Source organism: Candidatus Fukatsuia symbiotica, from assembly GCF_003122425.1.
Lineage (GTDB): Bacteria > Pseudomonadota > Gammaproteobacteria > Enterobacterales > Enterobacteriaceae > Fukatsuia > Fukatsuia symbiotica.
On the sequence record NZ_CP021659.1, the window covers coordinates 1015020 to 1040165 of the forward strand.

A 25146-nucleotide genomic window follows, 5' to 3' on the forward strand; every position below is an offset into this window, starting at 1 on the left:
ACTTGGGCTTATGCTACTGATAGTCTTATTAGTTGTAAAATTCAGTAGAAGCATAAATATATGGGGATTTCATCAGTATCAGTATGCATCGAAGAAAAAGATTCAGTGCAAGAAATAATACTCTCTAGTGGAGAACGCCAATCTTTCTCTATGCAAAAACAAGAAGATGAATTCAATGCAAAAATGTGGAGAGCCTGGTCATGGTGATAACAAAAATAGTTAATACATTAGGAATATTACTCATCTTATCATTGCCAGCATTATCAACACCTGCTTTGGGCCTCTTCCGTTGTTTGTCCCACTACCACGTGGGAGGTCACTTTTTGGGGTCTCGTAAAAGTGTGTAACAAACAAGAAATTATCCCAGAGCAAACAAAATCTTCTAGTTCCTCTGGTGAAAATAAACGTGAGAAGCCTAAATTAAGTCTTTTCCAGCTTATCTTTGCTCACCTATTATGGGGGTGAATGTGAGTAGAATAGACAGTATAGCGGTGCGGTGTAGTTTTGATTACATAATGAATACCATTCGATATGAATATATGGCACGATTCATCTTTGATGGTGTAATCAGAAGAGAGTCGTTCTGCTATAATAGAGTCACACTAAATATGACAAAATAAAAAGGCATCCGATGAAAAAAATAAAGGCTGTGTTAACAGTGTTACCGATTTTGCTATTACCTCTGTTTGTTTCGGCTTATCAAGAAAAAGCCCCGGCGGTCTTTGTCTGTAAATTTCAGCCAGGTCTTCCTTTTTTTTCATGCGTGGAACAACAAATGCTTACAGAAAAAGCAATACCTTCAGATACAGATGCTTCATCTTCTGTACGAGTAAAAGATGATCACCGTAGAAATGAATTGAATAGAAACGAATTGCGTAGATTGAGAAAATTGACTCTTTTTCTGTAGTAGATTTGTTGCCTAATAGCGGTTAGGTGTTTATTAAGTAACAATGGGCGTCTAAAGGGCCTCTAAGTGATTTTTTCGCGCAAGGTAATGCAAAACGCACCCCTAAAAATGCCTAAAAAATATTCGGATTTTTATTAGAACCTATTCGAAATTTTTTATGCTTGCTGGTACTTCGTCAAAAACGGGCTCAAAATGCTCATTGACTCTCTGTAAACTGCGTTTCTTCGCCCGTTTTTTCCTCGTCTGAGCATAGCGAAAGGGGTTTGGAAAAGGCTCTCAGCGAGGTGTGGTTAATTGATACATCATTCTATGATGTCGCTGCCCTTCAGGGCAGCGCTTGCAACCACCGCATAGACAGCTGCGGTCATTTTGTTCGATACGTTCGATTTTTCCCATGATGCTCAATCGTTCTAACATGGCCTCTACCAGGCGTAAAGGTGTCGCCAATTGTCGGCTAAGTTGATGTGCTTCTGCAATGCCGTTGAGCGCTATTGCATCCCGCACCTGTAATAGACTCGCCATAGATTAATCTCCCAAAACAGACCTCCGACGCATTAACGACAGTTTACTTAATTATTGCAGCAACTGCTTGTTTTCCTGTTTGAATCTGGTGATGATCCTACTGCGTGAACGGCGTAAACCGAATAGAATCAGTACATTGATAACAATAACAATAGTGATAATCATAAAGCTTTGCTGTGGATGGTTGCCAAAGGTTGCGGCTTGATAAAACAGGGTCGATAACGAATAAGCAAGATTTAGGCCCCACAAAATCGAAAAAATCATCCAGCCACGGCTAGTTTCTCGAGCGATGGCACCCATTACAGAAACACAGGGTACGTAGAGCAAAACAAATATCAGGTAACTGTAAGCGGAGAGACGAGAGCCAAACTTGCTACTCATGACCCCCATCGAACCGGTAGCCATTTCTCCATCACCCTTACTGGCTTCTATCGGGTTGGATAGCACATCAAAGCTGAAAGTATCTTTTAGCCCTTGCCAGGTTTCGTTTAACGCTCCACTGAGTTCCTCGAAGAGGTTAAATCCCTCTACATCAAAGGGCTCGTTGGTGATTTTTTCAGCAGTGTAAAGGGTGTTTAAAGTACCCACTACCACCTCTTTAGCAACGGCACCGGTGATCAAACCTACGGTCGCTTGCCAGTTATCAGGATGAACCCCCATAGGTGTTAATAACGGGGTCAGAACCTTACTGACGGATGCGAGTGCAGAGTCATTAATACTGTCTACCGCTTGACCTTTGAAAGAGAAACTATTGAGTCCACCAATAAAGATACAGGCAAGAATGATCACTTTACCGGCTCTCAGCACAAAACCTTTCAGCCGTTGCCAGGTTTGTAATAACAAACTTTTTAAATGTGGAACATGGTAGACGGGCAGTTCCATCACAAAGGGAGAGGCTTCCCCGCGCATAACCGTGTATTTCAATACCAAACCGGTAAAGATTGCGACTACAATACCTAACAAGTAGAGGGAAAAAACAACGCTGGCTCCCCCTTTACCGAAAAATGCGGCAGTGAAAACGGCAAAAATAGCTAAGCGTGCGCCGCATGACATAAATGGAGCCATCATAATAGTAATTAAACGTTCGCGCTGCGCGTCCAGGGTGCGTGCCCCCATAATGGATGGCACATTGCAGCCAAAACCAACAATCAACGGCACAAAAGATTTGCCAGGTAGTCCGAGTGCTTGCATCAGCCGATCCATGACAAATGCAGCTCGAGCCATGTAACCTGAGTCCTCAAGGAAAGAAAGGAAAAGGTACATCATGCCAATCTGTGGTACCAACGGTAGCATGGTATTGATACCGCCACCTACGCCTTGAGCCAGAAAAACAGTTAACCATTGTGGGAAATGTAGGGTATAACCTAGCCATTGTAATCCCTGAATAAAAATTGCCGAGGAACCGATATCAAATATTGGCTGTAACGCACCACCGATATTAATAGCTAGAACAAACATCAGATACATAACAAACAAGAAGATAGGCACGCCCAACCAGCGGTTAAGGATGATGTTATCGAGCCGTTGTGTCAAAAGATTGGGTTCTGCCTGTTGTGGATTGCTGACCGCTTCACAGATCTTGGCGATACTTTGATAGCGAGCATCGGCAATCAATAGCTCTGGATCTTCATTTTGCTGCTGTAGCCGTTGGTGTGCATCGGTTAATAAATCTGCGGGATACCTGAATGTGCTAGCGCATAGATATCGCCTTCCAATATTTGTAAAGCTAGCCAGTCACGCTGCTGCAAAGAGAGCGATTCTGGCATAGCTTGTGCCAATTTATTCACTTCTTTTAGTAGGACTGGTGAATAGTTAACCAGAGAGTTACCCTGTATTTTTACAGCGCTGAGGGATAGTGATCAATGCTATTTTTTAATTCGTTAATGCCTGCTGCACGAGTAGAAACCAATGGAATGACGGGGCAGCTTAACTGTTGAGTCAACACATTGATATCAATCTTGATTTTTTGATTCTCAGCGATATCTAGCATATTGAGAGCGACAATACAAGGGATACCAAATTCGACTAATTGCAGGGTCAGGTAGAGATTGCGCTCCAGGTTAGAAGCATCGATGACATTGATCAGCAGATCAGCTTGACCATTCAGTATGTAATCGCAGGCGATCTGTTCATCAAGTGAAGTGTGTTCTGATATGGTGGTAAGAGAATAGGTTCCGGGCAAATCCACTAAAGTCACTTGACGCTTGGCTGTGGAAAAATGGCCTTCTTTCTTCTCCACCGTTACTCCAGCCCAGTTACCTACTCGTTGCCGCGCCCCCGTTAGCTGGTTAAACAGCGTAGTTTTACCCGCATTGGGATTTCCAATTAAACCGATTGTTATCATTGTTTTTTATTCTTTAAAATTCAATAAATTAAAATTTACAGGTCAGTACAATTGACGTGGGGTTATCATCATACTGTGACTTCTATCCACTCGCTAGCCCTTAGAACCTGTTCGAAATCTCTTGTACTCGCCGTGTTTTGGTCAAGTAATTCGTCAAAAACGCGCTTAACATGCACATTTACTCCCTTTTGTCGTACACAAAGAGTAAACTGCGGCTCTTTCGCCCGTTTTTTCCTCGTCTAAGTACAGCGAAAAAGATTTCGAACAGGTCTTTAAATTCTGATACTGTTTGTCCTGACTGCTTAAAATCTTTCATCAGACATCTTGCTAGTTGATGCCATTCTAGGTCATGGTCTAGGATTGGGGTTCTAAACTCAAGAGATACAAATCTTTTTGTCTTAATAGTAAGCTGACTCCCCTGACTTCAATTTGTAGAGGATCACCAAAGGGAGCCGAGCGAATGACCTTAAATGACGAACCTGGTAGCATTCCCAAGGAGAGTAATTTTTGCCGGTAGGTGGGGCTAATCTCAGGAAAGAATTTGATGATTTTGTAACATTTTTTAGGAATAAGCTGCATATGATCTCTCATGTTAACCTCTGGATAGTTGCTGATGGAATACATTAGACTTTTTGCATAACCTACTCAATAAAAATCTTAATGAGAATCCTTATTATTCTAATCTATATCAAGAAGCGGTTGCGCCGCAACCATACTTTAATCACAAAGATCATTTTGCTGAGAAAAACGGATAATAAGTGATGAAAAATCATCAGGATGGGAGATAAATGGAGCATGAGCTGCTTTATCTATAATCGCTGATTGGGTTGTTGGCCACACGCCATCCAGCAATGTGGCTATCTTAGAGGGGACTAGTCCATCCAAATTACCGTAAATACGTAGGAAAGGCCGTGAAAAATCGGTCAATGCGGTTCGCAGATCAGTAGTGTGTAGAATTTTTAGTCCGGCAGTCAGTACCTCTGGACGCTGGTGATGAAGCACCAATGATTGTAGTAACTGCCTATCTTGCTGTGCACTTGCAGTACCTAAGACTTGCAGTGATAGAAAACGTTTAATGGTGCGTTGGAGATTATTGTTCAATTGCTGCTGAAATTCATTCAGTACTTCTAGTTTGATCCCCGGCCATTGATCCTGTGCGCTAAAACAAGGTGAAGAGGCAACGGTAATTAACCCTTGCACCCGTTCTGGCTGGCTCAATGCAATCTGACTAGCAACCAGTCCTCCCATCGACCAACCTAGCCATAACGCTTTGGTCGGAGCTTGAGTTAATACTCGTGCTGACATCTCAGCAAGGGACATTGCGCCGTATCCGTTGCTCCGGCCGTAACCGGGAAGATCCACCAGATGTAAGCGGAAATGCGGTACAAATCTATCAATTATGCAACGCCATACTTCAGCATTCAGCCCCCATCCGTGTAACAACACAAAATCGTGATGACCTTTACCACAGGTATGCCAATAAAGTTGTGTCATGGGTTATTATCCTGTTGTGTCACTATCAAATGGTTACTGTTCAAGGAGGAGCTATGTTAACAATCGCGAGTCACTGTTGGTTATGCATGCAGCCATTGTATTTGTCCCATCATGGAATTTGTTGTTTTTGTCTCCGTAACTTGGCTAATACGCCTTCGTGCTGTGCGTGTTGTGGTTTGCCTTCAGAGACGCCGAGCTTGCCTTGTGGTCGTTGTTTGCTCAATCCGCCCTGCTGGACGAACATCACCTTTGTCAGCAACTATCAACCACCGCTGAGTACGTTGATAAAAAGAATGAAATTTGATGGTATGACACAATTGGCCCCGCTGTTGGCTCGCTTGTTACTGTTACGTTGGCTAAATGCCAAGCGTCATGGTGAGAGAATAAAACCGCAACGGATCATCAGTGTTCCTTTACACAAGTACCGTTGTTGGCAACGGGGGTTTAATCAAAGCGATCTGCTAGCACGTCCATTGGCACGCTGGCTCAATTGTGATTATCACCCCCGCAGTTTAATACGTTTACATTCGACACCGCCGCAACAGCAGTTGAATGCAGCCACGCGCCGAAAAAATTTACGCGGTGTATTTCACTGTGTTGACCCTATCCGTGGGCAACATCTTGCCTTGCTAGACGATGTTGTGACTACTGGCAGTACTGTGACCGAAATTGCCAATCTGCTCCTGGCCCAAGGAGCTGCATCGTTACAAATATGGTGTATCTGCCGTACCTTGTCGTCACGCCATTAATGGGCGTATTATAGCTGACAGAAAAAAATTAATTGTTGAGTTAAATGCCATGATAAAAATAACAGACAACGCCCAAAATCATTTTGCCAAATTGTTAGCAAATCAAAAAGAAGGGACGCAAATTCGTGTATTTGTTATCAACCCTGGTACCCCTACGGCTGAATGTGGTGTGTCCTATTGCCCTCAAGACGCGATTGAAGTAACAGATACTGAGCTGAAGTTCGAACAGATGTCCGCCTTCGTTGATGAACTGAGTGCACCTTATCTGGTAGATGCTGAAATTGATTTTGTTACCGATCAGCTTGGTTCCCAGCTTACCCTAAAAGCCCCTAATGCGAAAATGCGTCAAGTCGCCGACGATGCGCCGTTAATGGAAAGGGTAGAGTACGTATTACAATCACAGATTAATCCACAGTTGGCAAGCCACGGTGGGAGGATAACCTTGATTGAGATTACTGATGATGCGTTCGCTGTTTTACAATTCGGTGGCGGCTGTAACGGCTGTTCTATGGTTGATGTCACCTTGAAAGAGGGTATTGAGAAAGAGTTATTGCAAACATTCTCTGAACTGAAAGGAGTGAGAGATATCACTGAACATCAGCGTGGTGAACATTCTTACTATTGATTTAGTGATCAGTAACGGCCAGTTAAGGCCGTTACTGATTAGCAAGGAACCGAAGCCAAGCCTCCAATGCCTAAAACAAGTAACTCATTGACTTAAAAATATTTCAATTTCAGTGAGAGAATTATCTTTCCATATCAAAAAATGGCTTCAGTACTGGCTCCACCGAAATGACTGATTAGCATGGCTTAGCTTTCTTGCTAATCAGGAGGCCGTTTGAACGTATGATTATTGCCAAATAATATCACGTGGAATAGTAGGGTCTGTGGCGGACCGTCCCGGATTTTCGATGAAGCCGTTGTAGAATGCCATTGTAGTATCACGGGTATTGTTGTGCAGAGTTTTTAACTGGCTGTCAAATTCTTTTATATTTGCCGGATACAGCCTTGAACTTGTCCCTTTTATGCTGTCAGTGAGGGCTTGTGATGATATAACTTCACGTTTTAACTTAGATAAAAATATTTTTTTATCATCAACAGATAAAGAACGGTGATGCGAATCCAGTTGAAAAATTTTTTCTATTATCATTGAATAATACGGGATGGGTTCTGCTATTTTCGTCAAAATTTTCATTACACTCTCTGATATCGTTATCTGTATGTAACTGCCTACACCATTATCAGAAGTATTGTGAAACTCATCCCTATACTGTCTAACAATTTTCACCATTTCTTCAACATTAGCCAATAATTTGTGTAAAACCTTATTGAGAGCAATGAAGTAGGTACCATGAAATGCTTCTTCTATTATAAAATTACCCTCCGTAATGGATGTTTTAAAGTCATTTTTAGTTTCTATTTCAATATTATCTGCATTCAGTGAAATTTCTTGCAATAGATGATTATCATAGGTAAATCTAACACTATAAACATAGTCTTCACCATAAATGATGGTGGTCTTATAATTATCTTGCAGTTCTTTTTTAGTATTATTTTTTAATTCAATTAATGCGTTTAATTGATTCTCTCGACAATTTGAATGTATACGATGGTATAACTCGGTTAGCGCTTTTTCCTTGCGTGTGGATGAAAATATGCGTTTAAAAAAATTAACGAATTTATCGCACTGAGTTAAATCGGGTTTAAAATTTACCTTATAATTATCATTACATAATGAAAGGATATTGTAGTGACTAAAATTAAATGAACCATGCAAAGAACTAATAGACGTCGTCATATGCATATCCTCGTTGTATAAACAACTGTAGCCGCGATGAACAATACGAATTATTAAGCTTCTTTAAAACTTAGTTAAAAAATTTTTATTCTGCTGTTGAAAAAGAGCACTTTCTATTATAAAAAAATATTGCGCTTATACCTTGTGACCATGACATTATTATAAATAGTCAGTAATGATATTAGACCTCTTTCCAAACCTGCTGTGTGACTCGAATCCTGCGTTGCCCGGTGCGCACAATCCTCATGTACTGTGTGTTAACGACGGTTGCTGTGCGCTGTGCGCCTTGACTTCACATCACTCGCTAGGGTTTGGAAAGAGGTCTATTGGATCGTTGTTAAAGGAAGGTCAAACAGGGAGGAACCTCCCTGTTTGGTGTCGATTACTCCGTAGGTAGTGCTCCCTGATCATCGTCTTCACTATCAAAGGTTTCGTCGTCCTGTTCTGCTACGCGTTGCAGGCCAACCACATGCTCATTTTCTTTCGTGCGGATCAGGGTCACTCCTTGAGCTTGACGACCCACAGTGGCTATCTCGGCTACTCTGATACGTACCAATGTGCCTGCATCAGTAATGATCATGACTTGATCGCTGGCCACAACCTGAATAGCACCGACGAGCTTGCCATTACGCTCGCTGACTTTGATCGAGCGTACTCCCCCGTTACCACGACCGGACTTCGTTAGATACTTGTCGGACGGGGTACACTTACCAAAGCCATTTTCAGTGATTGTCAGGATCTCACCTTCACCACGTGGGATGATGAGTGATACCAGACGATCATCACGTTCGAGTTTCATCCCTCGTACACCTGTCGCACCACGCCCCATAGAGCGCACGCGTTCTTCTGGAAAACGCACCATTTTACCGGAGGTAGCAAATAACATTACTTCGTCGTTGCCATCTGTTAGCGCAACGGCTATCAATTCATCATCCTCTTTCAGATTAATGACATTGATACCATCCTTGCGCGGATTGCGAAAATCAGTCAGGGCGCTTTTTTTCACAGTACCACAGGCTGTGGCCATAAAAACGTGGCGCTCCGCTTCATATGCCTGTACCGGAAGAATAGCGGTAATACGTTCATTTTCTTTCAATCGCAATAAATTGACAATCGGGCGACCACGTGCGTTACGACTGGTCTCTGGCAGCTGATAAACTTTTATCCAGTGGAGGCGACCTCGGCTGGAGAAGCATAGGATGGTATCGTGGGTATTTGCGATCAGCAGTTGATCAATAAAATCTTCTTCCTTGATCCGTGCTGCTGATTTACCTTTACCACCGCGGCGTTGCGCTTGATAATCGGTCAGTGGCTGATACTTGACGTAACCTTGATGTGATAAAGTCACGACTACATCTTCCTGATCAATCAAATCTTCCATATTAATATCTGTAGCATTATCGGTGATCTCGGTACGACGCTCATCCTTATATTGGTCTTTAATCTTCGTTAATTCTTCACGGATAACTTTTAAAAGTTCTTCCGGATCAGCCAGAATAAAAATCAGCTCGCCAATTTTTTTCAGCAGATCCTCATATTCATTGATCAGCTTTCCATGCTCAATACCAGTTAACTTCTGTAAGCGTAGATCCAAAATAGCCTGTGCTTGTTGTTCGCTAAAATGATATCGTCCTTCGTGAATACCGTAGTTATTTTCCAGTGTTTCAGGACGTGTGGCACCACCATCGGTTTGTTCCAACATCTTGGCAATATCGCCCAGCTGCCATGGCTGTTTCATCAGGTTATCTTTTGCTTCAGCACTGTCTTTTGCTGTGCGGATAAGTTCGATAATGGCATCAATACTCACCAAAGCAATCGCTAAAGCCTCGAGAATATGGGCGCGATCACGTGCCTTACGCAATTCAAAGAGAGTACGACGGGTGACAACTTCACGGCGGTGACGGATAAATGCCCGCAAAATATCTTTCAGATTCAGTAACCGGGGTTGATTTTTGTACAAAGCCACCATATTGATGCCGAAAGTTACTTGCAATTGCGTGAGTGAGTAGAGATTATTCAGCACCACTTCTCCAGTGGCATCACGTTTTACTTCAATGACGATACGCACCCCGTCTTTATCAGACTCATCCCGCAGTGCGCTAATGCCTTCCATGCGCTTATCTTTCACTAACTCAGCAATTTTCTCGATTAGTCGTGCTTTATTCACCTGGTAGGGGATTTCCCTCACGATAATGGTTTCACGCTTGGTTTTGGCATCGGTTTCCACCTCGGCCCGCGCCCGAAGATAAATTCTGCCACGTCCAGTACGATAGGCTTCTGCAATTCCTCGTCGACCATTAATAATCGCTGCTGTAGGGAAATCCGGGCCCTTAATATGTTTCATTAAACCTTCAATGCTAATATTTTCATCTTCAATATAAGCAAGGCAGCCATCAATGACTTCGCAAAGATTATGTGGCGGGATATTGGTTGCCATCCCCACAGCAATACCCGCTGAACCGTTAACCAGAAGATTGGGGATCCGGGTTGGCATGACTTCTGGAATTTGCTCCGTACCGTCATAGTTGGGCACGAAATTGACAGTTTCTTTTTCTAAATCTGCCAGCAGTTCGTGAGCAATTTTTGACATACGAATTTCGGTATAACGCATTGCGGCAGGAGAATCGCCATCAACTGAACCAAAATTACCCTGTCCATCTACTAACATATAGCGTAGTGAGAACGGTTGAGCCATACGCACAATGGTGTCGTAGACTGCGCTGTCACCGTGGGGATGATACTTACCGATAACGTCGCCGACTACGCGGGCAGATTTTTTGTATGCTTTATTCCAATCATTACCCAATACACTCATTGCAAACAGTGCACGACGGTGTACGGGCTTTAGTCCATCACGAACATCAGGTAACGCGCGTCCCACAATCACGGACATCGCATAATCCAAATAGGAGCATTGCAGCTCTTCTTCGATGTTGACCGGGGTGATCTCTCTGGCAAGGTCGTTCATTAAGCCGCTATCCCTCTACACAATTACCGGGTTCAAAGGTAACAAACTATACCACAAAGCGTCATTTTTGGGGAAATTCAAAGGTTATTGATTAGTTGCGGTCCACTAACAGTTTTACAAGAAGTCTAGTAAAGAACAAGTATAATCTTGGCATAACGAACAAACTAGTGTGATATTTATTTATGCAGACAAAATATACAGATAATCCAGTAAACGTTGATCAACAGGAAATCGCTAAATTTGCGGCAGTCGCCTCGCGTTGGTGGGACTTAAACGGTGAGCTTAAATCGTTACACCGCATCAATCCCTTGCGTCTTGATTATATTTTGCAACGTGCTGGGGGGATTTTTGCGAAAAAAGTGCTGGATGTTGGCTGTGGTGGCGGTATTTTAGCCGAAAGTATGGCGCGTGAAGGAGCGTTGGTGACTGGGTTAGATATGGGTAGTGAGCCATTGAAAGTGGCACGGTTACATGCATTGGAAAGCGGTGTAAAGGTGGATTATATTCAGCAACCTATTGAAGAGCATGCAAAAAATCATACACAGCAATATGATGTCGTCACCTGTATGGAGATGCTTGAGCATGTTCCTGATGCTGAGTCGGTTGTCCGTGCTTGCGCCGATCTGGTTAAACCAGGTGGTCATGTTTTTTTTTCCACTATCAACCGTAATATAAAATCCTGGTTAATGGCGGTGGTGGCTGCGGAATATATTTTACGTTTGGTTCCGAAGGGTACGCATGACGCGAAAAAATTTATCCGTCCTGCAGAATTGATAAGATGGGCCGATCAGGCATCACTAAATGAACGCCATATTATCGGACTGCATTACAACCCGTTGAGTGACCGTTTTAAACTAGGACAAAATGTGGACGTTAATTATATGTTGCATACTCAACGAGATACTCAGGACTAACCTGTGTCATCATGAGCCGTTGATGCAAAAAAAAACCTTCTGCAAGTGTAACTTGGAGAAGGGTTGCCAATTGGCTAACACCAGGGAAGAGGACAATATACACCTTTTAAAGGTAAAATCTACTTTTTTATTTGTTTTTTCGCGCTATCAGGCAAACTAGTTCACATCACATAGCAGGTTATGCAAGAGGTCTATTATGTGAAAGCAAGCGACTGTTCCTGATCTAACTTGTGTTAAATTTTCTGGCATACCAGAGTATACTAGGCTCACCAACCCAAGTGGGTAGCTCATTAGGTGCATTTAGTCAGGAGATCCGGATGTTAAAGCGTGAAATGAACATTGCCGATTATGATAAAGAATTATGGCAGGCAATGGAGCAAGAGGTAGAGCGTCAGGAAGAGCATATTGAGTTGATTGCGTCTGAAAATTACACCAGTGCGCGGGTGATGCAGGCTCAGGGTTCACAGTTGACGAATAAATACGCTGAAGGTTATCCAGGCAAGCGTTACTATGGTGGTTGCGAATATGTCGACCTGGTCGAACAGTTGGCGATTGAGCGCGCCAAGCAATTGTTTGGTGCTGATTACGCGAATGTACAGCCGCATTCTGGTTCGCAAGCGAATGCGGCTGTTTATATGGCACTGCTTGAACCAGGTGATACCGTGCTGGGGATGAATTTGGCTCACGGTGGTCATCTGACTCATGGTTCACCCGTAAATTTTTCTGGCAAGCTTTATCATATCATTCCCTATGGTGTTGATGAGTCTGAAAAAATTGATTATCAGGAGCTGGCACATTTGGCTCGTACTCATAAACCAAAAATGATTATCGGTGGTTTTTCCGCCTATTCTGGTGTGATTGATTGGGCTAAAATGCGTGAAATTGCCGATAGCATCAACGCCTACTTATTTGTTGATATGGCTCATGTTGCGGGATTAGTGGCTACTGGAGTCTATGATACTCCGCTTCCTCATGCTCATGTTGTTACCACCACCACCCATAAAACGTTGGCGGGTCCACGCGGTGGTCTGATCCTTGCTAAAAGTAGAGCGAGTGTTGCTGCGTACGATGATAAAAGGCTAGATAGTGAAGCTCTCCACAAGAAGCTGAATTCTGCCGTATTCCCTGGTTCTCAGGGAGGGCCACTGATGCATGTGATTGCTGCTAAAGCTGTCGCGTTTAAAGAAGCATCGGAACCTGACTTTAAGACTTATCAGCAGCAAGTGGTTAAGAATGCCAAAGAGATGGTGAAGGTATTTCTGGAGCGGGGTTACAAAGTGGTTTCAGGTGGTACCGATAATCATTTGTTTTTGCTAAGTTTAGTGGGTAAAGAACTGACTGGTAAGGACGCCGATGCTGCCTTAGGTCACGCTAATATTACCGTCAACAAAAATGCGGTGCCTAACGATCCTCTTAGCCCATTTGTTACTTCGGGTGTTCGCATTGGCACGCCAGCGATCACGCGTCGGGGTTTCAAAGAGACTGAATCTCGTGAATTAGCGGGTTGGATATGTGATATTTTGGACAATATCAAGAACGAAGGCGTTATCCAGGCAACTAAAGCAAAAGTTCTGGAGATTTGCAAAAAATTCCCAGTTTACGGCTGATTTTTCCAGGTATATTTTGTTGATGGAAAGAGTCTAAGGAGCGGACAGCTCCTTAGAACTTGTTCGAAATCAGGTTTCCTGTAATCCGAGTTTTTTCTCCAAATAGTGGATATTGGTGCTTCCCTGTTGAAAAGAGGGATCATCAATAATCCGCTTTTGCAACTCAATGTTGGTTTTGATGCCATCAATGATTAACTCGCCTAGTGCATTCCTCATGCGAGAGATAGCGACGTCACGATTTTCACCATAAGTAATAAGTTTGCCAATCATCGAATCGTAATAAGGTGGCACAGTATAACCTGCGTAAATATGTGAATCCCAACGTATGCCTAATCCGCCTGGTGCATGGAAACGCGTGATTTTACCGGGGCTGGGTAGAAAAGTGTTCGAATCTTCAGCGTTAATACGACATTCAATGGAATGACCAGAGATTTTTACGTCGTCTTGTTTCATGCTAAGTATTTGACCGGCAGCAATACGTAGCTGTTCTTTAATCATATCCACACCGGTTATCATTTCGGTGACTGGATGTTCAACCTGGATCCGAGTATTCATTTCAATAAAATAAAACTCCTCGTTTTCATAGAGGAATTCAAAAGTACCGGCACCACGATAGCCGATGTCAATACAAGCTTTTGCACAGCGTTTACCAATACGATGCCGCACACTGCTGAGAATACCAGGAGCTGGCGCTTCTTCGAGCACTTTTTGATGACGGCGTTGCATCGAACAATCACGTTCAGCCAAATAAATAGCGTTACCCTGGCCATCAGCTAGGATCTGAATTTCGATATGGCGTGGATTTTCAAGATATTTCTCCATATAAACACTATCGTTATTGAAAGCGGCTTTGGCCTCCGTACGGGTCAGGGTGATGGACTGTTCCAGGTTGGCCTCGCTACGCACCACACGCATTCCACGGCCGCCGCCCCCACCAGATGCTTTAATAATAATGGGATAGCCAATTTGTTTTGCAATCTTTTTATTTTGTTCTGTATCATCCTGCAATGAACCATCAGAACCAGGCACACAGGGGACACCGGCTTTTTTCATGGCAGTGATTGCCGACACTTTATCTCCCATCATACGAATAGCTTCTGGCTCGGGACCGATAAAAACAAATCCTGAACGTTCTACCCGTTCAGCAAAATCTGCATTTTCAGACAGGAAGCCATAGCCGGGATGAATGGCGTCCGCATTGGTGATCTCAGCGGCTGAAATGATCGCTGGAATGTTCAAATAACTTTGTGTTGAAAGCGCAGGACCAATACACACGCTTTCATCTGCCAGTAATACATGTTTTAGATCACGATCGGCAGTGGAATGAACCGCCACCGTGTGGATTCCGAGTTCTTGACAGGCTCGTAAGATACGTAACGCAATTTCACCTCGGTTGGCAATAACAATTTTCTTCAGCATAGATGCCTCTTTATTCGATGATGATAAGAGGTTGGTTATATTCAATCGGTTGTTCATTTTTTACTAAAATAGCTTTTACTGTACCGGCTTTATCTGATTCAATTTGGTTCATCATTTTCATTGCTTCAACAATGCACAGAGTCTGACCGACAGTCACTTGTTGTCCCACTTTAACGAACGCTTCCTCTCCTGGTCTTGGAGAGAGGTAGCCGATACCGACCATGGGTGAGCACACAATGTGACCACTAGTCGCAACCGATGCAGAGGGTTCAATTGCTGTGGGTCCTGTTGGGGTTACAGACATAGGCTGTTGTGCGGGTGTAGAAGGGGGTTGTTGCATCATGGGGTAATAGGGTGTTGCTGGCGTTCGATTGATGCGTACTGACCCTTCACCTTCTGAAATTTCCAATTCTGCAATGCCAGATTCTTGAACCAGTTCGATAAGCTTTTTAATTTTACGAATATCCATAAGTATGATTCCGTACTCTTTACATGTTGTAATTTAATGAGATGCTGATAAATGATTAGACTTCTTGCAAACCCTACTGTGTGTCAGGTGTCTTGAGTTCACATAACGAACTACGGTTTGCACGAAGTCTATTGACTGCCGCTTGTAAAGCAAAATGGTAGCCGTCTACCCCTAGCCCACAGATTACGCCAAGCGCAATATCGGAAAAATAGGAATGATGACGGAAAGTTTCACGGGCATACAGGTTAGACAGGTGGATTTCAATAAAAGGAATTTTTACCGCCAACAATGCATCACGCAGCGCGATACTGGTGTGGGTGAACGCAGCAAAATTAAGCAAAATAAAATCGGTGTTACCCCGTGCTTGATGAATTTTATCGATTAACGCTGGCTCTGCGTTCGCTTGCAAATGAGATAGCTGTACTTTCAGGCATCGTGCCTGTTCCTTTAATCGATCAACTACCTCTTCTAAAGTAGTAGCACCGTATTTTTCCGTTTCACGGGATCCGAGTAAATTCAAATTAGGCCCGTTCAGCAGCAAAATATGAAAATTATCTGACATTCTCTATCCTAATTATCATTCTGTCATTCTCAGCAATTTTTTGATTGTCTTCAAAATAACCCGATATGGCCGATTTGTCACCCCTTTACCATGAGATTGCTATAACAATCGGTGTTAAGGTCGAGCATTATAATGATATCGTAGCAATTAGCAGCAAAAGACTGCATTTATCAGCGAAGATATTTCATATGGTGCTTGTATACCCTTCGTCTTTCAAGTTACGGGGGTGTTGGCTGTTCGCACTCATCCCAGTCATGTACTACCTGTACACTCCTGGGATTCGATTGATTGCCGCCTTGCCGTAACTCGAAATTCATTGGGTATAAAACTTTGCCAATATTCCAAAATCGAGACGCACTGAGCACGATAAGCACTGGTTTCGAAAGTACTCTATTCTGAGCTACAATGTTTCTTCTTTTACTCATTGCAGGGAGTAATTTAAATGATCGATGGCGGGGTATCAATTCTAAAGCCTGTCCAATGGTGGACGATGGAGCCACAAAAACTGGCTACAAATATTACTGATTGGTTGCACGAACAAGGTTCGATGACGGAACGTTTTGAACGCTATTGCCGGAGTGTTACTGTCGAGCCACAGCAACAGCGTTTTATTACGCGGCAAGACTTGGGTAATGAGCAGGCACTGTTGCCAGAGAGTCAACGCTATTGGTTGCGGGAAGTGATTATGTATGGAGATGGCATGCCCTGGTTACAGGGGCGTACTGTGATCCCAGAGGAAACCTTCTCAGGCGTTCATGAAAAGTTATTGGATTTGGGTAGCACTCCGCTTGGACGCTATCTATTTAGAGATAATAAGTTAACCCGTGATTACATCCAAATTGGGCGACAGGATGATCTATGGGCGAGGCGCTCATTATTACGTTTATCCGGTAAGCCGTTATTACTGACGGAAGTTTTTTTATCGGCATCACCAATGTATCAAATATAATGCTACACAAATGGAAAGCGTATTGTCGTTTAATACGACTCGATAAACCCATTGGGTCATTACTCTTACTGTGGCCAACTTTGTCAGCGTTATGGTTAGCACAAAAAGGCGTGCCTGAGATAAAAATATTGCTCGTGTTTGTATTGGGTGTTTTCCTTATGCGCAGTGCTGGCTGCGTGATCAACGACTATGTTGATCGCTATATTGATGGTCATGTAAAACGCACTGCGGTGCGGCCTTTAGTCAGTGGTGCTGTCAGCGAAAAAGAGAGCAAAATTTTATTCGTTCTATTGCTGCTACTGGCTTTTACTTTGGTATTAACGCTAAACCTGATGACTATCGGCTTATCATTGGTTGCTTTGGTATTAGCCTGGATTTATCCGTTTATGAAACGTATCACCCAATTACCACAACTGGTATTGGGGATGGCGTTTAGCTGGTCGATTCCGATGGCATTCGCCGCGGTTAACAGTAGTCTACCCTGGGTTTGTTGGTTGTTATTGCTGGTGAATGTGTGTTGGACTGTGGCTTACGATACTCAATATGCCATGGTCGATCGTGACGACGATCTAAAAATTAATGTGAAATCCACAGCGATCCTATTTGGTCGATATAGCCAATTAATCATTGGGTTATTGCAACTGATAACGTTGCTACTGATGATGACACTGGGCTATGTAATGCAGTTTGGCAATCTCTATTATGGTGCGATTTTAGTTGCCGCTTTACTCTTTATTTATCAGCAAAAAATCATGTGGAAATCTGAGTCTGATCTCTATTTGCGCGCTTTTTTGAACAATAATTATGTGGGGTTAAGCCTGTTTCTTGGTATTTTCTTCAGTTACTGACGCCCGCCCAGAGGGGGGGCAGAAAGATCAATCGTCGAATAGACTCATCATTTCAGTTTCGTTGATAATTTTGATATTCAGTCTCTGCGCTTCTTGCAGTTTCTCGCCAGCAGCTAAACCCGCAATGACTAAATCGGTTTTACTCGAAATACAACTCTTGACTTCCGCGCCTAAGGCGCGTAGGCGATCTTTGGCATCACTACGGGTTAACATAGTTAAACGACCGGTTAATACTACGGTTTTACCTGCGAATGGACTATCAATTTTGGCGGCAGTATTTTCCATCGGTTCCGAGGCTTCCGGCCAACAGAGAATGGTTTCAAGTGCGGCAATAACCTGTTGATTATGTTTTTGCGCTAAAAAATGGATGATGTGTGCAGCATTCACCGTGCCCATATTGTGTACTTTTTTTAACACCTCAACATCAGCGGCTTGTAAATTTTCCAGATTGCGGAAATGTGTGGCCAGATTTACTGCCATCGCTTCGCCCACACCACGGATACCCAGCGCATAAAGAAAACGGGCAAACGTTGTTTGCTTCGTTTTGTCTAATGCGGAAATCAGATTTTGCGCCGATTTAGCACCCATCCTATCCAGTCCGATTAATTTTTCGACGGTTAAATGGAATAAGTCAGCGGGATGTTGCACATACTCTTTTTCTACCAATTGTTCGATTAATTCTTCACCTATACCTTCTATATCTAATGCTCGGCGAGAAACAAAATGTTTTATCGCCTTTTTACGTTGTGCAGCACAAGACAGTGCACCACTACAACGCGCGATGGCTTTACCTTCAATTCGCTCAATATCTGAACCACAAATTGGGCAACGCAAAGGAAAAATGATTTCTCGTGTATCTGTCGGTCGTGCATCGATTATCACGCTAACAATCTGTGGAATAACATCACCCGCACGCCGCACTATCACGGTATCACCGATACGTAAACCTAAGCGTTTTATCTCATCGGCATTATGTAAGCTCGCATTACTCACCACCACGCCCGCTATCTGAACAGGCTCTAACCGAGCGACTGGAGTGATAGCCCCCGTTCGCCCGATTTGAAATTCCACGTCATGCACTTGCGTCATTTTCTCTTGAGCCGGAAATTTAAACGCTGTTGCCCAACGGGGTGCTCGGGTGCCAAAACCTAATTGTTTTTGTAATGACAGATCATCAACTTTGATCACTAGGCCATCAATATCAAAACCTAAGCTATCCCGTTGTTGTTCAATCTGACGGTAAAAAGCGATAACTTGATCGCTGCTAATACAAAGTTTGGTGTGATCATTAACCGGTAAACCCCAGTTTTTAAATCGTAGTAGGCACTGCATATGGCTCTGTGGCAACAATCCCCCGTTCAATAATCCCACACTGTGGCAAAAAAATGCCAATGGTCGCTTAGCCGTGATACGAGGATCAAGTTGACGTAAAGAACCTGCTGCCAAATTACGTGGATTAGCGAAAACCTTATCCCCTTTGCGCCTTGCTTCTTCATTGAAGCGTATAAAATCGCGTTGCGGCATAAAAATTTCACCACGGATCTCGATTTTCTGTGGAATATCATCACCATGTAGACGTAACGGTATACTGCGAATGGTTTTTACATTACGCGTAACATTTTCTCCAATGTTACCATCGCCCCTGGTTGCTGCCTGCACCAATTCACCATTTTCATACAACAAACTGATCGCCACACCGTCTATTTTAAGTTCACAGCAGAAAGCCAGTTGCTCACTAATATTGAAGTATTTACTGTTTAAATTTTCATGTAACTGTTTATTAAAGGTTAAATAACTTTCTTCATTAAAGATGTTATCCAGTGATAACATCGGAACCACATGTGTCACCTGTTCGAACGTACTCAGCGGCGTTGCACCAACTCGCTGAGTCGGTGAATCCGCGCTGATAAATTCAGGGTATTCGGTTTCTAATTGACACAGTTCATTCATCAAACGATCATATTCTGCATCCGGTATTTCTGGGGTATCCAAAGCATGATACTGATGTTCATGACGGCGCAGTACAGTTCGTAGTTGATTGATTTGTTGAATTATCGGTTTCATAGTTAGCCAATTTCATCCAACACTTGACGGACACGCGCCTTATAGGTTTCCAGTTTCTGCGGTGTCATCATACGGTGTTCATCATCTTGCACTACGCCGCCAACATCATCAGCAATACGCTGAGCTGATTGCAACATGAGCTTAAAGTTTTGATGGGCGTCGCCATAAGAGGGCACTACCATAAAGAGCGAGATACCGGGCGTGGTAAAATTGGTCATAGCTCCAAGATCAAAAGATCCTGGTTTAACCATGTTTGCCAGACTAAATAATATCGCACCATTGCCCGCTGAATTGAAGTGGTGATGAAAGATATTCATCTTGCCAAAGCGGAAGCCCGCTTGAAGAATACTTTGCAATAGTGGCTCCCCTGCAATTAAACCACCCGGATGAGCTGCAACATTGAGTACCAGTACGGTTTCTTTCAATATTTCTTGCTCCGTTTCTGTTTTTTGCTCGGCTTTTGTTTCCTGTTTGGTTTCTCTAGCCGGTGCTGACGGTGTTGTTACAGTTTGTGGTATCGGTGGTGTAATTGGGTTATTTTCATTCGTCGATGCTGTTGGCATGGATGCAAGATTGTCCTCGATCCGTTGTAAAGTTGCCGAAGCTGTGGCCAATGAGACAGGATCCGCTTGACGAGAAGAGGGCGCAACCACACGCACTTCTCCTACACCTTCGTCAAACAGGATTTCTTTATCTTCCTGTCGTGGACGTTTACCCGGGCGATCGCGAAAAAATGAAGAACGTTCTTTACGGTTGATCCACAAGCCGTGCAACAACAAGGCGATTATGGCGCTCGAGCCAACAACGATTAATATCAGACGCAAATCTTGCATCATTAGAATCTCTACAATTTTTTGGGGTTTCCATAGATTGCCGCCAGGGCGTACATCCATCCTTTAACTCTTGTTGCCAACAGATCCACTACAGGTTTTGTTACTCTGTTACATAATCGAGCCGCTAAACAACAAGTCTAATGTACACCAGTACAAATCTGTGCTCAATTTTCTACTAACAAAAAAATTATACCCGTTGTTTGACGTATTACTCACATAACTTATGGCTAGCTAATGAAAAAGCTTACCGATATGATAGCCTAAGTTTCGATATTGTAGAGAATTAAGAGGCATGGTGAACATCATGGATGTCATCAAGAACGGTTGAACGATAAAAAGCGGCACTATTACACTAAAAACTTAAAAAACATTGATCTAAATAGTTCTTGTATAGACTAGATAAAGGTTTTTACCGCACTATGGTTGATTTAGCCCTCGGGGTTTAGTAGTTAACTGCCCCATTATTTTAATAGGTTTAACTCTACACTTTACATTAAACTTGATCCTTATAATATCAATCCAATAAGTTGAGAAAATATCATGTTCAAGCAAAAAGTTACTATTACCTCACCCAATGGTTTGCACACCCGCCCTGCTGCCCAATTTGTCAAAGAAGCGAAAAAATTTTCTGCTGAGATTACCATCACTACAGGCGATAAGACTGCCAATGCGAAAAGCTTATTTAAACTACAAATTTTGGATCTGAATCAAGGAACTGTCATGACTATCTCCGCTGAGGGTAAAGACGAAAAGGAGGCTGTGGAACACCTAGTAAAGCTAATGAGTGAGCTTGAATAAGAGAGCGCCATTTTTTTAAACCAGTATATGAGTAAGGTAAGGTATGACGTCAGGCATTTCAGTATCACCAGGTATTGCTTTCGGTAAAGCACTTTTGTTGCAAGAAGATGAAATTGTTCTCGATCGAGAAAAGATCTCGAGTGAACAAGTGGCAGAAGAAATCGCTGCTTTTAGGGCGGGTCGGGCGAAAGCTTGTGAGCAGCTGGCTGTGATTAAAAGCAAAGCGGTTGAAAGCTTGGGAGAAGAAAAAGCAGATATTTTCGCAGGCCATATCATGCTGTTAGAAGACGAAGAACTTGAGCAGGAAATTATTATCTTGATTAAGGAACAGCATATAACGGCAGGTGCTGCTGTTGACTCCGTGTTCCAAAAACAAGTAAAAGAGCAGCAGGAATTAGATAATGAATATCTCAGGGAACGTGCTGCCGATACGGCTGATCTTGGCAAACGCCTGCTAAGAAATATTCTTGGTTTGGCCATTGTCGATCTGGGTACTATTTCAGAAGAAGTGATCCTAGTAGCGACAGATTTGACGCCATCCGAAACTGCACAGCTTGATCTCAACAAGGTACTCGGTTTTGTTACCGACGTCGGCGGTTGTACTTCCCACACATCAATTATGGCACGCTCTTTAGAATTACCCGCGATTGTCGGCACGGGTGATATCAGTAAAAAAGTGAAAAATGATGATTATTTGATCCTCGATGCGATTAAAAACTGTATCTATATTAATCCAACCACTGAGGTGATCGCTCTGTTAACAAAGCAGAGGAATGGCTATCTCTCGGAGAAAAATGCTTTAGCGCAAGGGAAAAATCTCCCTGCCATGACGCTGGATGGGCATCAGGTTGAAGTGGTAGCTAATATTGGTACCCCGCGTGATATTCCGATGGCTGAGCGCCATGGTGCAGAAGGTATTGGCCTGTATCGCACCGAATTTCTGTTTATGGATCGTGATAATCTGCCAACAGAAGAAGAACAGTTCATGGCATATAAAATTGTTGCAGAAGCGTTCGGTTCACAGCCAGTGATCATTCGCACTATGGATATCGGTGGTGATAAAAATTTGCCCTATATGAGGCTATCGAAAGAAGATAATCCCTTTTTAGGCTACCGGGCCATCCGTATTTGTCTTGATCGCAGAGAGATCCTGCGTACTCAATTGCGTGCGATTTTACGTGCATCGGCTTTCGGTAAACTGCGTATTATGTTTCCGATGATTATCTCGGTTGAAGAAGTGCGTCAATTGCAAACAGAGCTTGCCGAGCTGAAAGAGCAATTGCAAAAAGAACGTCAGCTTTTCGATGAAAATATCGAAGTGGGCATTATGGTGGAAACACCGGCAGCTGCGGTTATTGCCGATCACTTAATAAGAGAAGTTGATTTTTTTAGTATTGGGACAAACGATTTAACTCAGTATACTTTGGCCGTCGATCGTGGTAACGAGCTGATTTCTGATCTCTACAAGCCAATGTCTCCAGCCGTCTTGCGCTTAATCAAACAGGTTATCGATGTTTCGCATGCCGCAGGTAAATGGACAGGTATGTGTGGCGAACTTGCAGGAGATAAATGCGCTACACTGTTGCTTCTTGGCATGGGACTGGATGAGTTTAGCATGAGTGCCCCTTCAATTCCGCGTATCAAACAAATCATTCGTAATACTCGTTTTGCAGATGTCAAAGCATTAGCAGAAGAAGCTCTTGCTCAAGCGACGGTGTCGGACGTAATGAAATTGATCAACGACTTTGTCGTAGCAAAAAAAGCTTAATACCGTTAATTTATGGAATATAACCCAAAATCAATAACTAGGAGAAAATCATGGGGTTGTTTGATAGACTAAAATCTCTGGTTTCAGATGATAAGAAAGACGACAGTACCATTGAGATTGTCGCACCGTTGTCCGGAGAAATCGTTAATATTGAAGATGTACCCGACGTTGTTTTTGCTGAAAAAATCGTAGGCGATGGGATTGCCATTAACCCCACTGGCAATGAAGTGGTCGCTCCGGTTGATGGGGTTATTGGTAAAATTTTTGAGACTAATCATGCATTTTCTATCGAATCTGATGATGGTATTGAGATGTTTGTCCACTTTGGTATTGATACGGTTGAACTCAAAGGCGACGGTTTCACGCGTATTGCTAAAGAAGGCCAACGGGTTAAAAAAGGTGATGTTGTCATTACGTTCGATCTCGCCTTGCTGACAAAAAAAGCGAAATCTATTTTAACACCAGTGGTTATTTCCAACATGGATGAAATGAAAGGACTGATTAAACTCTCTGGCACTGTCATCGTGGGCAAGACACCCATTCTTCGCATCAAAAAATAAAAAATGAAGAAACATCACATTATGCAGAAGTAGATTGAATAAAAAATGTAGTCTGATAGGGAGCAGTAAAAAGTTATGGCTGAATGGGTTAGTGGCAAAGTCATTAATGTTGTGCATTGTGCGGGTAGTTTATACAGTATTAAAGTCACGGCGCCGGTAGATCCTTTTCTCCCCGGTCAATACGCTAAATTGGCGTTGAAGATTAATGAGAAACGGATACAACGTGCTTATTCTTACGTTAATGCTCCAAGTGATGATAATCTCGAGTTTTATCTGATTGACGTACCCCAAGGCGAACTTAGCCCTCACCTGTGTCGGTTATCGGCCGGAGCGGCGCTCATGGTGAGTAAACAAGCCGCTGGTTTTTTCGTTTTAAAGGAAATCCCCCAGTGTGATACCTTATGGATGCTGGCAACGGGTACGGGTATTGGCCCTTATTTGTCGATTTTGCAGGAAAAAAAGGATCTGGAACGCTTTAAGCATCTGGTGTTGGTACATTCTGTCAGATTAGGCTGTGATCTCAGCTATTTACCTTTGATGCAACGGCTTGAAGAGGAGTACAACGGCAAATTGCGTACCTGTGCCCTCGTTAGTAGAGAAAAATTCGTCGGCTCATTGCATGGACGTATACCCGCACTGATTGAAAATGATGCTCTGGAAAAAGCTGTGGGGTTAAAAATCGCTGCCAAAGACAGTCATGTCATGTTATGTGGTAATCCGCAAATGGTACGTGATACACAACAAATGCTGCAAGATATCCGCCAGATGAAAAAATATCTGAGGAGTAGTAAAGTAGGGCATATTAGTAGCGAACAATATTGGTAATTATCTGATAAAAATCAAGGTATCACTATGGTGTCAGCGACGAAGAAAAAGAGGGCGGCTGTGCTAGTCCTATTACTGCTAGTAGTGACAGCGAGTAGTGTTAGTGCCGATGCTGCTCTCGCCCATTCTGTCAATGCTGCTATCGCCAATCCTAATGCAGCCAATACCGTCGCCACCAGTATTAGCATCCATAGCAAATCCTCTACCGCACCTTATTTGCTTGCTAGTGCCCCGACTTTTGGTGTAACACTCATACAATTTCGTAAACACTATAACCAGACAAATCCAACACTACCAATCAATAAATTTCGAGCTGTCCATGAAAAAGGATCCCTTACCCCGTTCACACGAGCGGCCAGCAAAATTAATGAAAATCTCTATGCCTCGACTGTATTAGAAAACGGTAGCAGTAAAATCAAGACGTTACAAATAACTTACTTGCCCATCAACGGTGAAAAAGGAAAGGAAGCAAAATCAGTGGCGATCAGCTACATGGCGGCATTAATGCGTCAATTCCAGGCCAGGCTTTCTGTACAACAGAGCATCAGCGACATTGTAAATTTATTGGAACGTGGAAAAGGTGTTCATTTTTATGCTTATTCGGTGGGAGCCGTTCGTTATGTGGTAGTGGATAATGATAAAAAGGGGCTAACCTTTGCTGTTGAACCTGTTAAGCTGGTGCTGTCTGAACATGACAGCACCAGCTAATCACGGGATTTCTTGCGGCGCCTATTGTGTCAGGTAGATC

At 43.1% G+C, this 25146-nt stretch carries 22 protein-coding genes and 2 pseudogenes; 13 read left to right on the forward strand and 11 right to left on the reverse strand.

What is annotated here, in order from left to right:
* Window positions 1-60: 60 nt before the first annotated feature.
* Together CCS41_RS15590 and CCS41_RS04895 are read left to right on the forward strand one after the other, a co-directional pair.
* On the forward strand, window positions 61-207 hold the full coding sequence (locus CCS41_RS15590; RefSeq protein ID WP_162859998.1) for a hypothetical protein: 147 nt from the start codon (window positions 61-63) through the stop codon (window positions 205-207).
* Window positions 208-631: 424 nt separating this feature from the next.
* The gene (locus tag CCS41_RS04895; RefSeq protein ID WP_072550193.1) at window positions 632-907 is read left to right on the forward strand and encodes a hypothetical protein; all 276 of its coding nucleotides are present in this window, start codon (window positions 632-634) and stop codon (window positions 905-907) included.
* Window positions 908-1183: 276 nt separating this feature from the next.
* On the opposite strand, the gene CCS41_RS04900 is transcribed toward CCS41_RS04895, so the two are convergent.
* The 4 genes and pseudogenes from CCS41_RS04900 to bioH form a co-directional block, all read right to left on the reverse strand.
* Window positions 1184-1429: a FeoC-like transcriptional regulator gene (locus tag CCS41_RS04900; RefSeq protein ID WP_072550194.1), complete on the reverse strand. Its 246-nt coding sequence runs from the start codon at window positions 1427-1429 to the stop codon at window positions 1184-1186.
* Between the two features lie 47 nt (window positions 1430-1476).
* Window positions 1477-3773, reverse strand: a pseudogene (gene feoB / locus CCS41_RS04905) (Fe(2+) transporter permease subunit FeoB).
* Between the two features lie 354 nt (window positions 3774-4127).
* A complete protein-coding gene (gene feoA, locus CCS41_RS04910) occupies window positions 4128-4352 on the reverse strand; it encodes a ferrous iron transporter A (RefSeq protein ID WP_072550249.1) in 225 nt (74 codons plus the stop codon).
* Between the two features lie 138 nt (window positions 4353-4490).
* Entirely contained in the window at window positions 4491-5267 is a 777-nt protein-coding gene (bioH, locus tag CCS41_RS04915) for a pimeloyl-ACP methyl ester esterase BioH (protein ID WP_072550195.1), read from the reverse strand.
* Between the two features lie 53 nt (window positions 5268-5320).
* On the opposite strand from bioH, the gene gntX reads away from it, so the two are divergent.
* Together gntX and nfuA are read left to right on the forward strand one after the other, a co-directional pair.
* Window positions 5321-6016 carry a DNA utilization protein GntX gene (gene gntX / locus CCS41_RS04920; RefSeq protein WP_072550196.1) on the forward strand — a complete coding sequence of 232 codons (696 nt, stop codon included), beginning with the start codon at window positions 5321-5323 and terminating at the stop codon, window positions 6014-6016.
* 49 nt (window positions 6017-6065) lie between these two features.
* The gene (gene nfuA, locus CCS41_RS04925) at window positions 6066-6641 is read left to right on the forward strand and encodes a Fe-S biogenesis protein NfuA (protein WP_072550197.1); all 576 of its coding nucleotides are present in this window, start codon (window positions 6066-6068) and stop codon (window positions 6639-6641) included.
* A 225-nt stretch (window positions 6642-6866) separates the two neighbouring features.
* On the opposite strand, the gene CCS41_RS04930 is transcribed toward nfuA, so the two are convergent.
* Complete coding sequence (locus tag CCS41_RS04930) at window positions 6867-7814, reverse strand: hypothetical protein (RefSeq protein WP_072550198.1); 948 nt, start codon at window positions 7812-7814, stop codon at window positions 6867-6869.
* Window positions 7815-8220: 406 nt separating this feature from the next.
* A pseudogene (gene gyrA / locus CCS41_RS04935) lies at window positions 8221-10782 on the reverse strand (DNA topoisomerase (ATP-hydrolyzing) subunit A); the annotation flags it as partial.
* 182 nt (window positions 10783-10964) lie between these two features.
* Here gyrA and ubiG point away from each other — a divergent pair.
* A complete protein-coding gene (gene ubiG / locus CCS41_RS04940; protein ID WP_072550199.1) occupies window positions 10965-11696 on the forward strand; it encodes a bifunctional 2-polyprenyl-6-hydroxyphenol methylase/3-demethylubiquinol 3-O-methyltransferase UbiG in 732 nt (243 codons plus the stop codon).
* Between the two features lie 317 nt (window positions 11697-12013).
* Window positions 12014-13303 (forward strand): serine hydroxymethyltransferase, encoded by a 1290-nt coding sequence (gene glyA, locus CCS41_RS04945; RefSeq protein WP_072550200.1) that lies wholly within the window; start codon window positions 12014-12016, stop codon window positions 13301-13303.
* Window positions 13304-13372: 69 nt separating this feature from the next.
* On the opposite strand, the gene accC is transcribed toward glyA, so the two are convergent.
* The 3 genes from accC to aroQ all read right to left on the reverse strand — a co-directional run bounded on the left by accC (window position 13373) and on the right by aroQ (window position 15753).
* Window positions 13373-14722, reverse strand: coding sequence for an acetyl-CoA carboxylase biotin carboxylase subunit (gene accC, locus CCS41_RS04950; RefSeq protein ID WP_072550201.1), 1350 nt, complete (start codon window positions 14720-14722; stop codon window positions 13373-13375).
* Between the two features lie 10 nt (window positions 14723-14732).
* On the reverse strand, window positions 14733-15191 hold the full coding sequence (gene accB, locus CCS41_RS04955) for an acetyl-CoA carboxylase biotin carboxyl carrier protein (RefSeq protein WP_072550202.1): 459 nt from the start codon (window positions 15189-15191) through the stop codon (window positions 14733-14735).
* A 73-nt stretch (window positions 15192-15264) separates the two neighbouring features.
* Complete coding sequence (gene aroQ, locus CCS41_RS04960; protein ID WP_072550203.1) at window positions 15265-15753, reverse strand: type II 3-dehydroquinate dehydratase; 489 nt, start codon at window positions 15751-15753, stop codon at window positions 15265-15267.
* A 442-nt stretch (window positions 15754-16195) separates the two neighbouring features.
* On the opposite strand from aroQ, the gene ubiC reads away from it, so the two are divergent.
* Entirely contained in the window at window positions 16196-16702 is a 507-nt protein-coding gene (ubiC, locus tag CCS41_RS04965; RefSeq protein WP_072550204.1) for a chorismate lyase, read from the forward strand.
* Window positions 16702-17550, forward strand: coding sequence for a 4-hydroxybenzoate octaprenyltransferase (gene ubiA, locus CCS41_RS04970; protein ID WP_072550205.1), 849 nt, complete (start codon window positions 16702-16704; stop codon window positions 17548-17550). Before ubiC ends, ubiA begins: the two co-directional genes overlap by 1 nt.
* Window positions 17551-17577: 27 nt before the next feature.
* Here the strand turns inward: ubiA and ligA are convergent, their stop codons facing one another.
* Both ligA and zipA read right to left on the reverse strand, forming a co-directional pair.
* Window positions 17578-19614 carry an NAD-dependent DNA ligase LigA gene (ligA, locus tag CCS41_RS04975; protein WP_072550206.1) on the reverse strand — a complete coding sequence of 679 codons (2037 nt, stop codon included), beginning with the start codon at window positions 19612-19614 and terminating at the stop codon, window positions 17578-17580.
* Window positions 19615-19616: 2 nt separating this feature from the next.
* Window positions 19617-20450 (reverse strand): cell division protein ZipA, encoded by an 834-nt coding sequence (gene zipA / locus CCS41_RS04980; protein WP_072550250.1) that lies wholly within the window; start codon window positions 20448-20450, stop codon window positions 19617-19619.
* Between the two features lie 537 nt (window positions 20451-20987).
* On the opposite strand from zipA, the gene CCS41_RS04985 reads away from it, so the two are divergent.
* From CCS41_RS04985 to CCS41_RS05005, 5 genes are all read left to right on the forward strand, one after another.
* Window positions 20988-21245 (forward strand): HPr family phosphocarrier protein, encoded by a 258-nt coding sequence (locus CCS41_RS04985; RefSeq protein WP_072550207.1) that lies wholly within the window; start codon window positions 20988-20990, stop codon window positions 21243-21245.
* A gap of 43 nt (window positions 21246-21288) precedes the next feature.
* Window positions 21289-23013 (forward strand): phosphoenolpyruvate-protein phosphotransferase PtsI, encoded by a 1725-nt coding sequence (gene ptsI, locus CCS41_RS04990; RefSeq protein ID WP_072550208.1) that lies wholly within the window; start codon window positions 21289-21291, stop codon window positions 23011-23013.
* Between the two features lie 50 nt (window positions 23014-23063).
* Window positions 23064-23573 carry a PTS glucose transporter subunit IIA gene (crr, locus tag CCS41_RS04995; protein WP_072550209.1) on the forward strand — a complete coding sequence of 170 codons (510 nt, stop codon included), beginning with the start codon at window positions 23064-23066 and terminating at the stop codon, window positions 23571-23573.
* A gap of 75 nt (window positions 23574-23648) precedes the next feature.
* Window positions 23649-24398 carry a ferredoxin--NADP(+) reductase gene (gene fpr / locus CCS41_RS05000; protein WP_072550210.1) on the forward strand — a complete coding sequence of 250 codons (750 nt, stop codon included), beginning with the start codon at window positions 23649-23651 and terminating at the stop codon, window positions 24396-24398.
* A gap of 27 nt (window positions 24399-24425) precedes the next feature.
* Window positions 24426-25106: a DUF1454 family protein gene (locus CCS41_RS05005; protein ID WP_072550211.1), complete on the forward strand. Its 681-nt coding sequence runs from the start codon at window positions 24426-24428 to the stop codon at window positions 25104-25106.
* Window positions 25107-25146 lie beyond the last annotated feature (40 nt).

What these genes read in the sequence shown, in the direction of transcription:
- aroQ (WP_072550203.1), bottom strand. Translation starts at nt 15,753, where the DNA reads ATGTCAGATAATTTTCATATTTTGCTGCTGAACGGGCCTAATTTGAAT.
- fpr (WP_072550210.1), top strand. Translation starts at nt 23,649, where the DNA reads ATGGCTGAATGGGTTAGTGGCAAAGTCATTAATGTTGTGCATTGTGCG.
- glyA (WP_072550200.1), top strand. Translation starts at nt 12,014, where the DNA reads ATGTTAAAGCGTGAAATGAACATTGCCGATTATGATAAAGAATTATGG.
- feoA (WP_072550249.1), bottom strand. Translation starts at nt 4,352, where the DNA reads ATGCAGCTTATTCCTAAAAAATGTTACAAAATCATCAAATTCTTTCCT.
- bioH (WP_072550195.1), bottom strand. Translation starts at nt 5,267, where the DNA reads ATGACACAACTTTATTGGCATACCTGTGGTAAAGGTCATCACGATTTT.
- CCS41_RS04985 (WP_072550207.1), top strand. Translation starts at nt 20,988, where the DNA reads ATGTTCAAGCAAAAAGTTACTATTACCTCACCCAATGGTTTGCACACC.
- CCS41_RS05005 (WP_072550211.1), top strand. Translation starts at nt 24,426, where the DNA reads ATGGTGTCAGCGACGAAGAAAAAGAGGGCGGCTGTGCTAGTCCTATTA.
- ptsI (WP_072550208.1), top strand. Translation starts at nt 21,289, where the DNA reads ATGACGTCAGGCATTTCAGTATCACCAGGTATTGCTTTCGGTAAAGCA.
- accC (WP_072550201.1), bottom strand. Translation starts at nt 14,722, where the DNA reads ATGCTGAAGAAAATTGTTATTGCCAACCGAGGTGAAATTGCGTTACGT.
- zipA (WP_072550250.1), bottom strand. Translation starts at nt 20,450, where the DNA reads ATGATGCAAGATTTGCGTCTGATATTAATCGTTGTTGGCTCGAGCGCC.
- gntX (WP_072550196.1), top strand. Translation starts at nt 5,321, where the DNA reads ATGTTAACAATCGCGAGTCACTGTTGGTTATGCATGCAGCCATTGTAT.
- ubiC (WP_072550204.1), top strand. Translation starts at nt 16,196, where the DNA reads ATGATCGATGGCGGGGTATCAATTCTAAAGCCTGTCCAATGGTGGACG.
- ligA (WP_072550206.1), bottom strand. Translation starts at nt 19,614, where the DNA reads ATGAAACCGATAATTCAACAAATCAATCAACTACGAACTGTACTGCGC.
- nfuA (WP_072550197.1), top strand. Translation starts at nt 6,066, where the DNA reads ATGATAAAAATAACAGACAACGCCCAAAATCATTTTGCCAAATTGTTA.
- accB (WP_072550202.1), bottom strand. Translation starts at nt 15,191, where the DNA reads ATGGATATTCGTAAAATTAAAAAGCTTATCGAACTGGTTCAAGAATCT.
- CCS41_RS04900 (WP_072550194.1), bottom strand. Translation starts at nt 1,429, where the DNA reads ATGGCGAGTCTATTACAGGTGCGGGATGCAATAGCGCTCAACGGCATT.
- crr (WP_072550209.1), top strand. Translation starts at nt 23,064, where the DNA reads ATGGGGTTGTTTGATAGACTAAAATCTCTGGTTTCAGATGATAAGAAA.
- ubiA (WP_072550205.1), top strand. Translation starts at nt 16,702, where the DNA reads ATGCTACACAAATGGAAAGCGTATTGTCGTTTAATACGACTCGATAAA.
- CCS41_RS04895 (WP_072550193.1), top strand. Translation starts at nt 632, where the DNA reads ATGAAAAAAATAAAGGCTGTGTTAACAGTGTTACCGATTTTGCTATTA.
- ubiG (WP_072550199.1), top strand. Translation starts at nt 10,965, where the DNA reads ATGCAGACAAAATATACAGATAATCCAGTAAACGTTGATCAACAGGAA.
- CCS41_RS04930 (WP_072550198.1), bottom strand. Translation starts at nt 7,814, where the DNA reads ATGACGACGTCTATTAGTTCTTTGCATGGTTCATTTAATTTTAGTCAC.
- CCS41_RS15590 (WP_162859998.1), top strand. Translation starts at nt 61, where the DNA reads ATGGGGATTTCATCAGTATCAGTATGCATCGAAGAAAAAGATTCAGTG.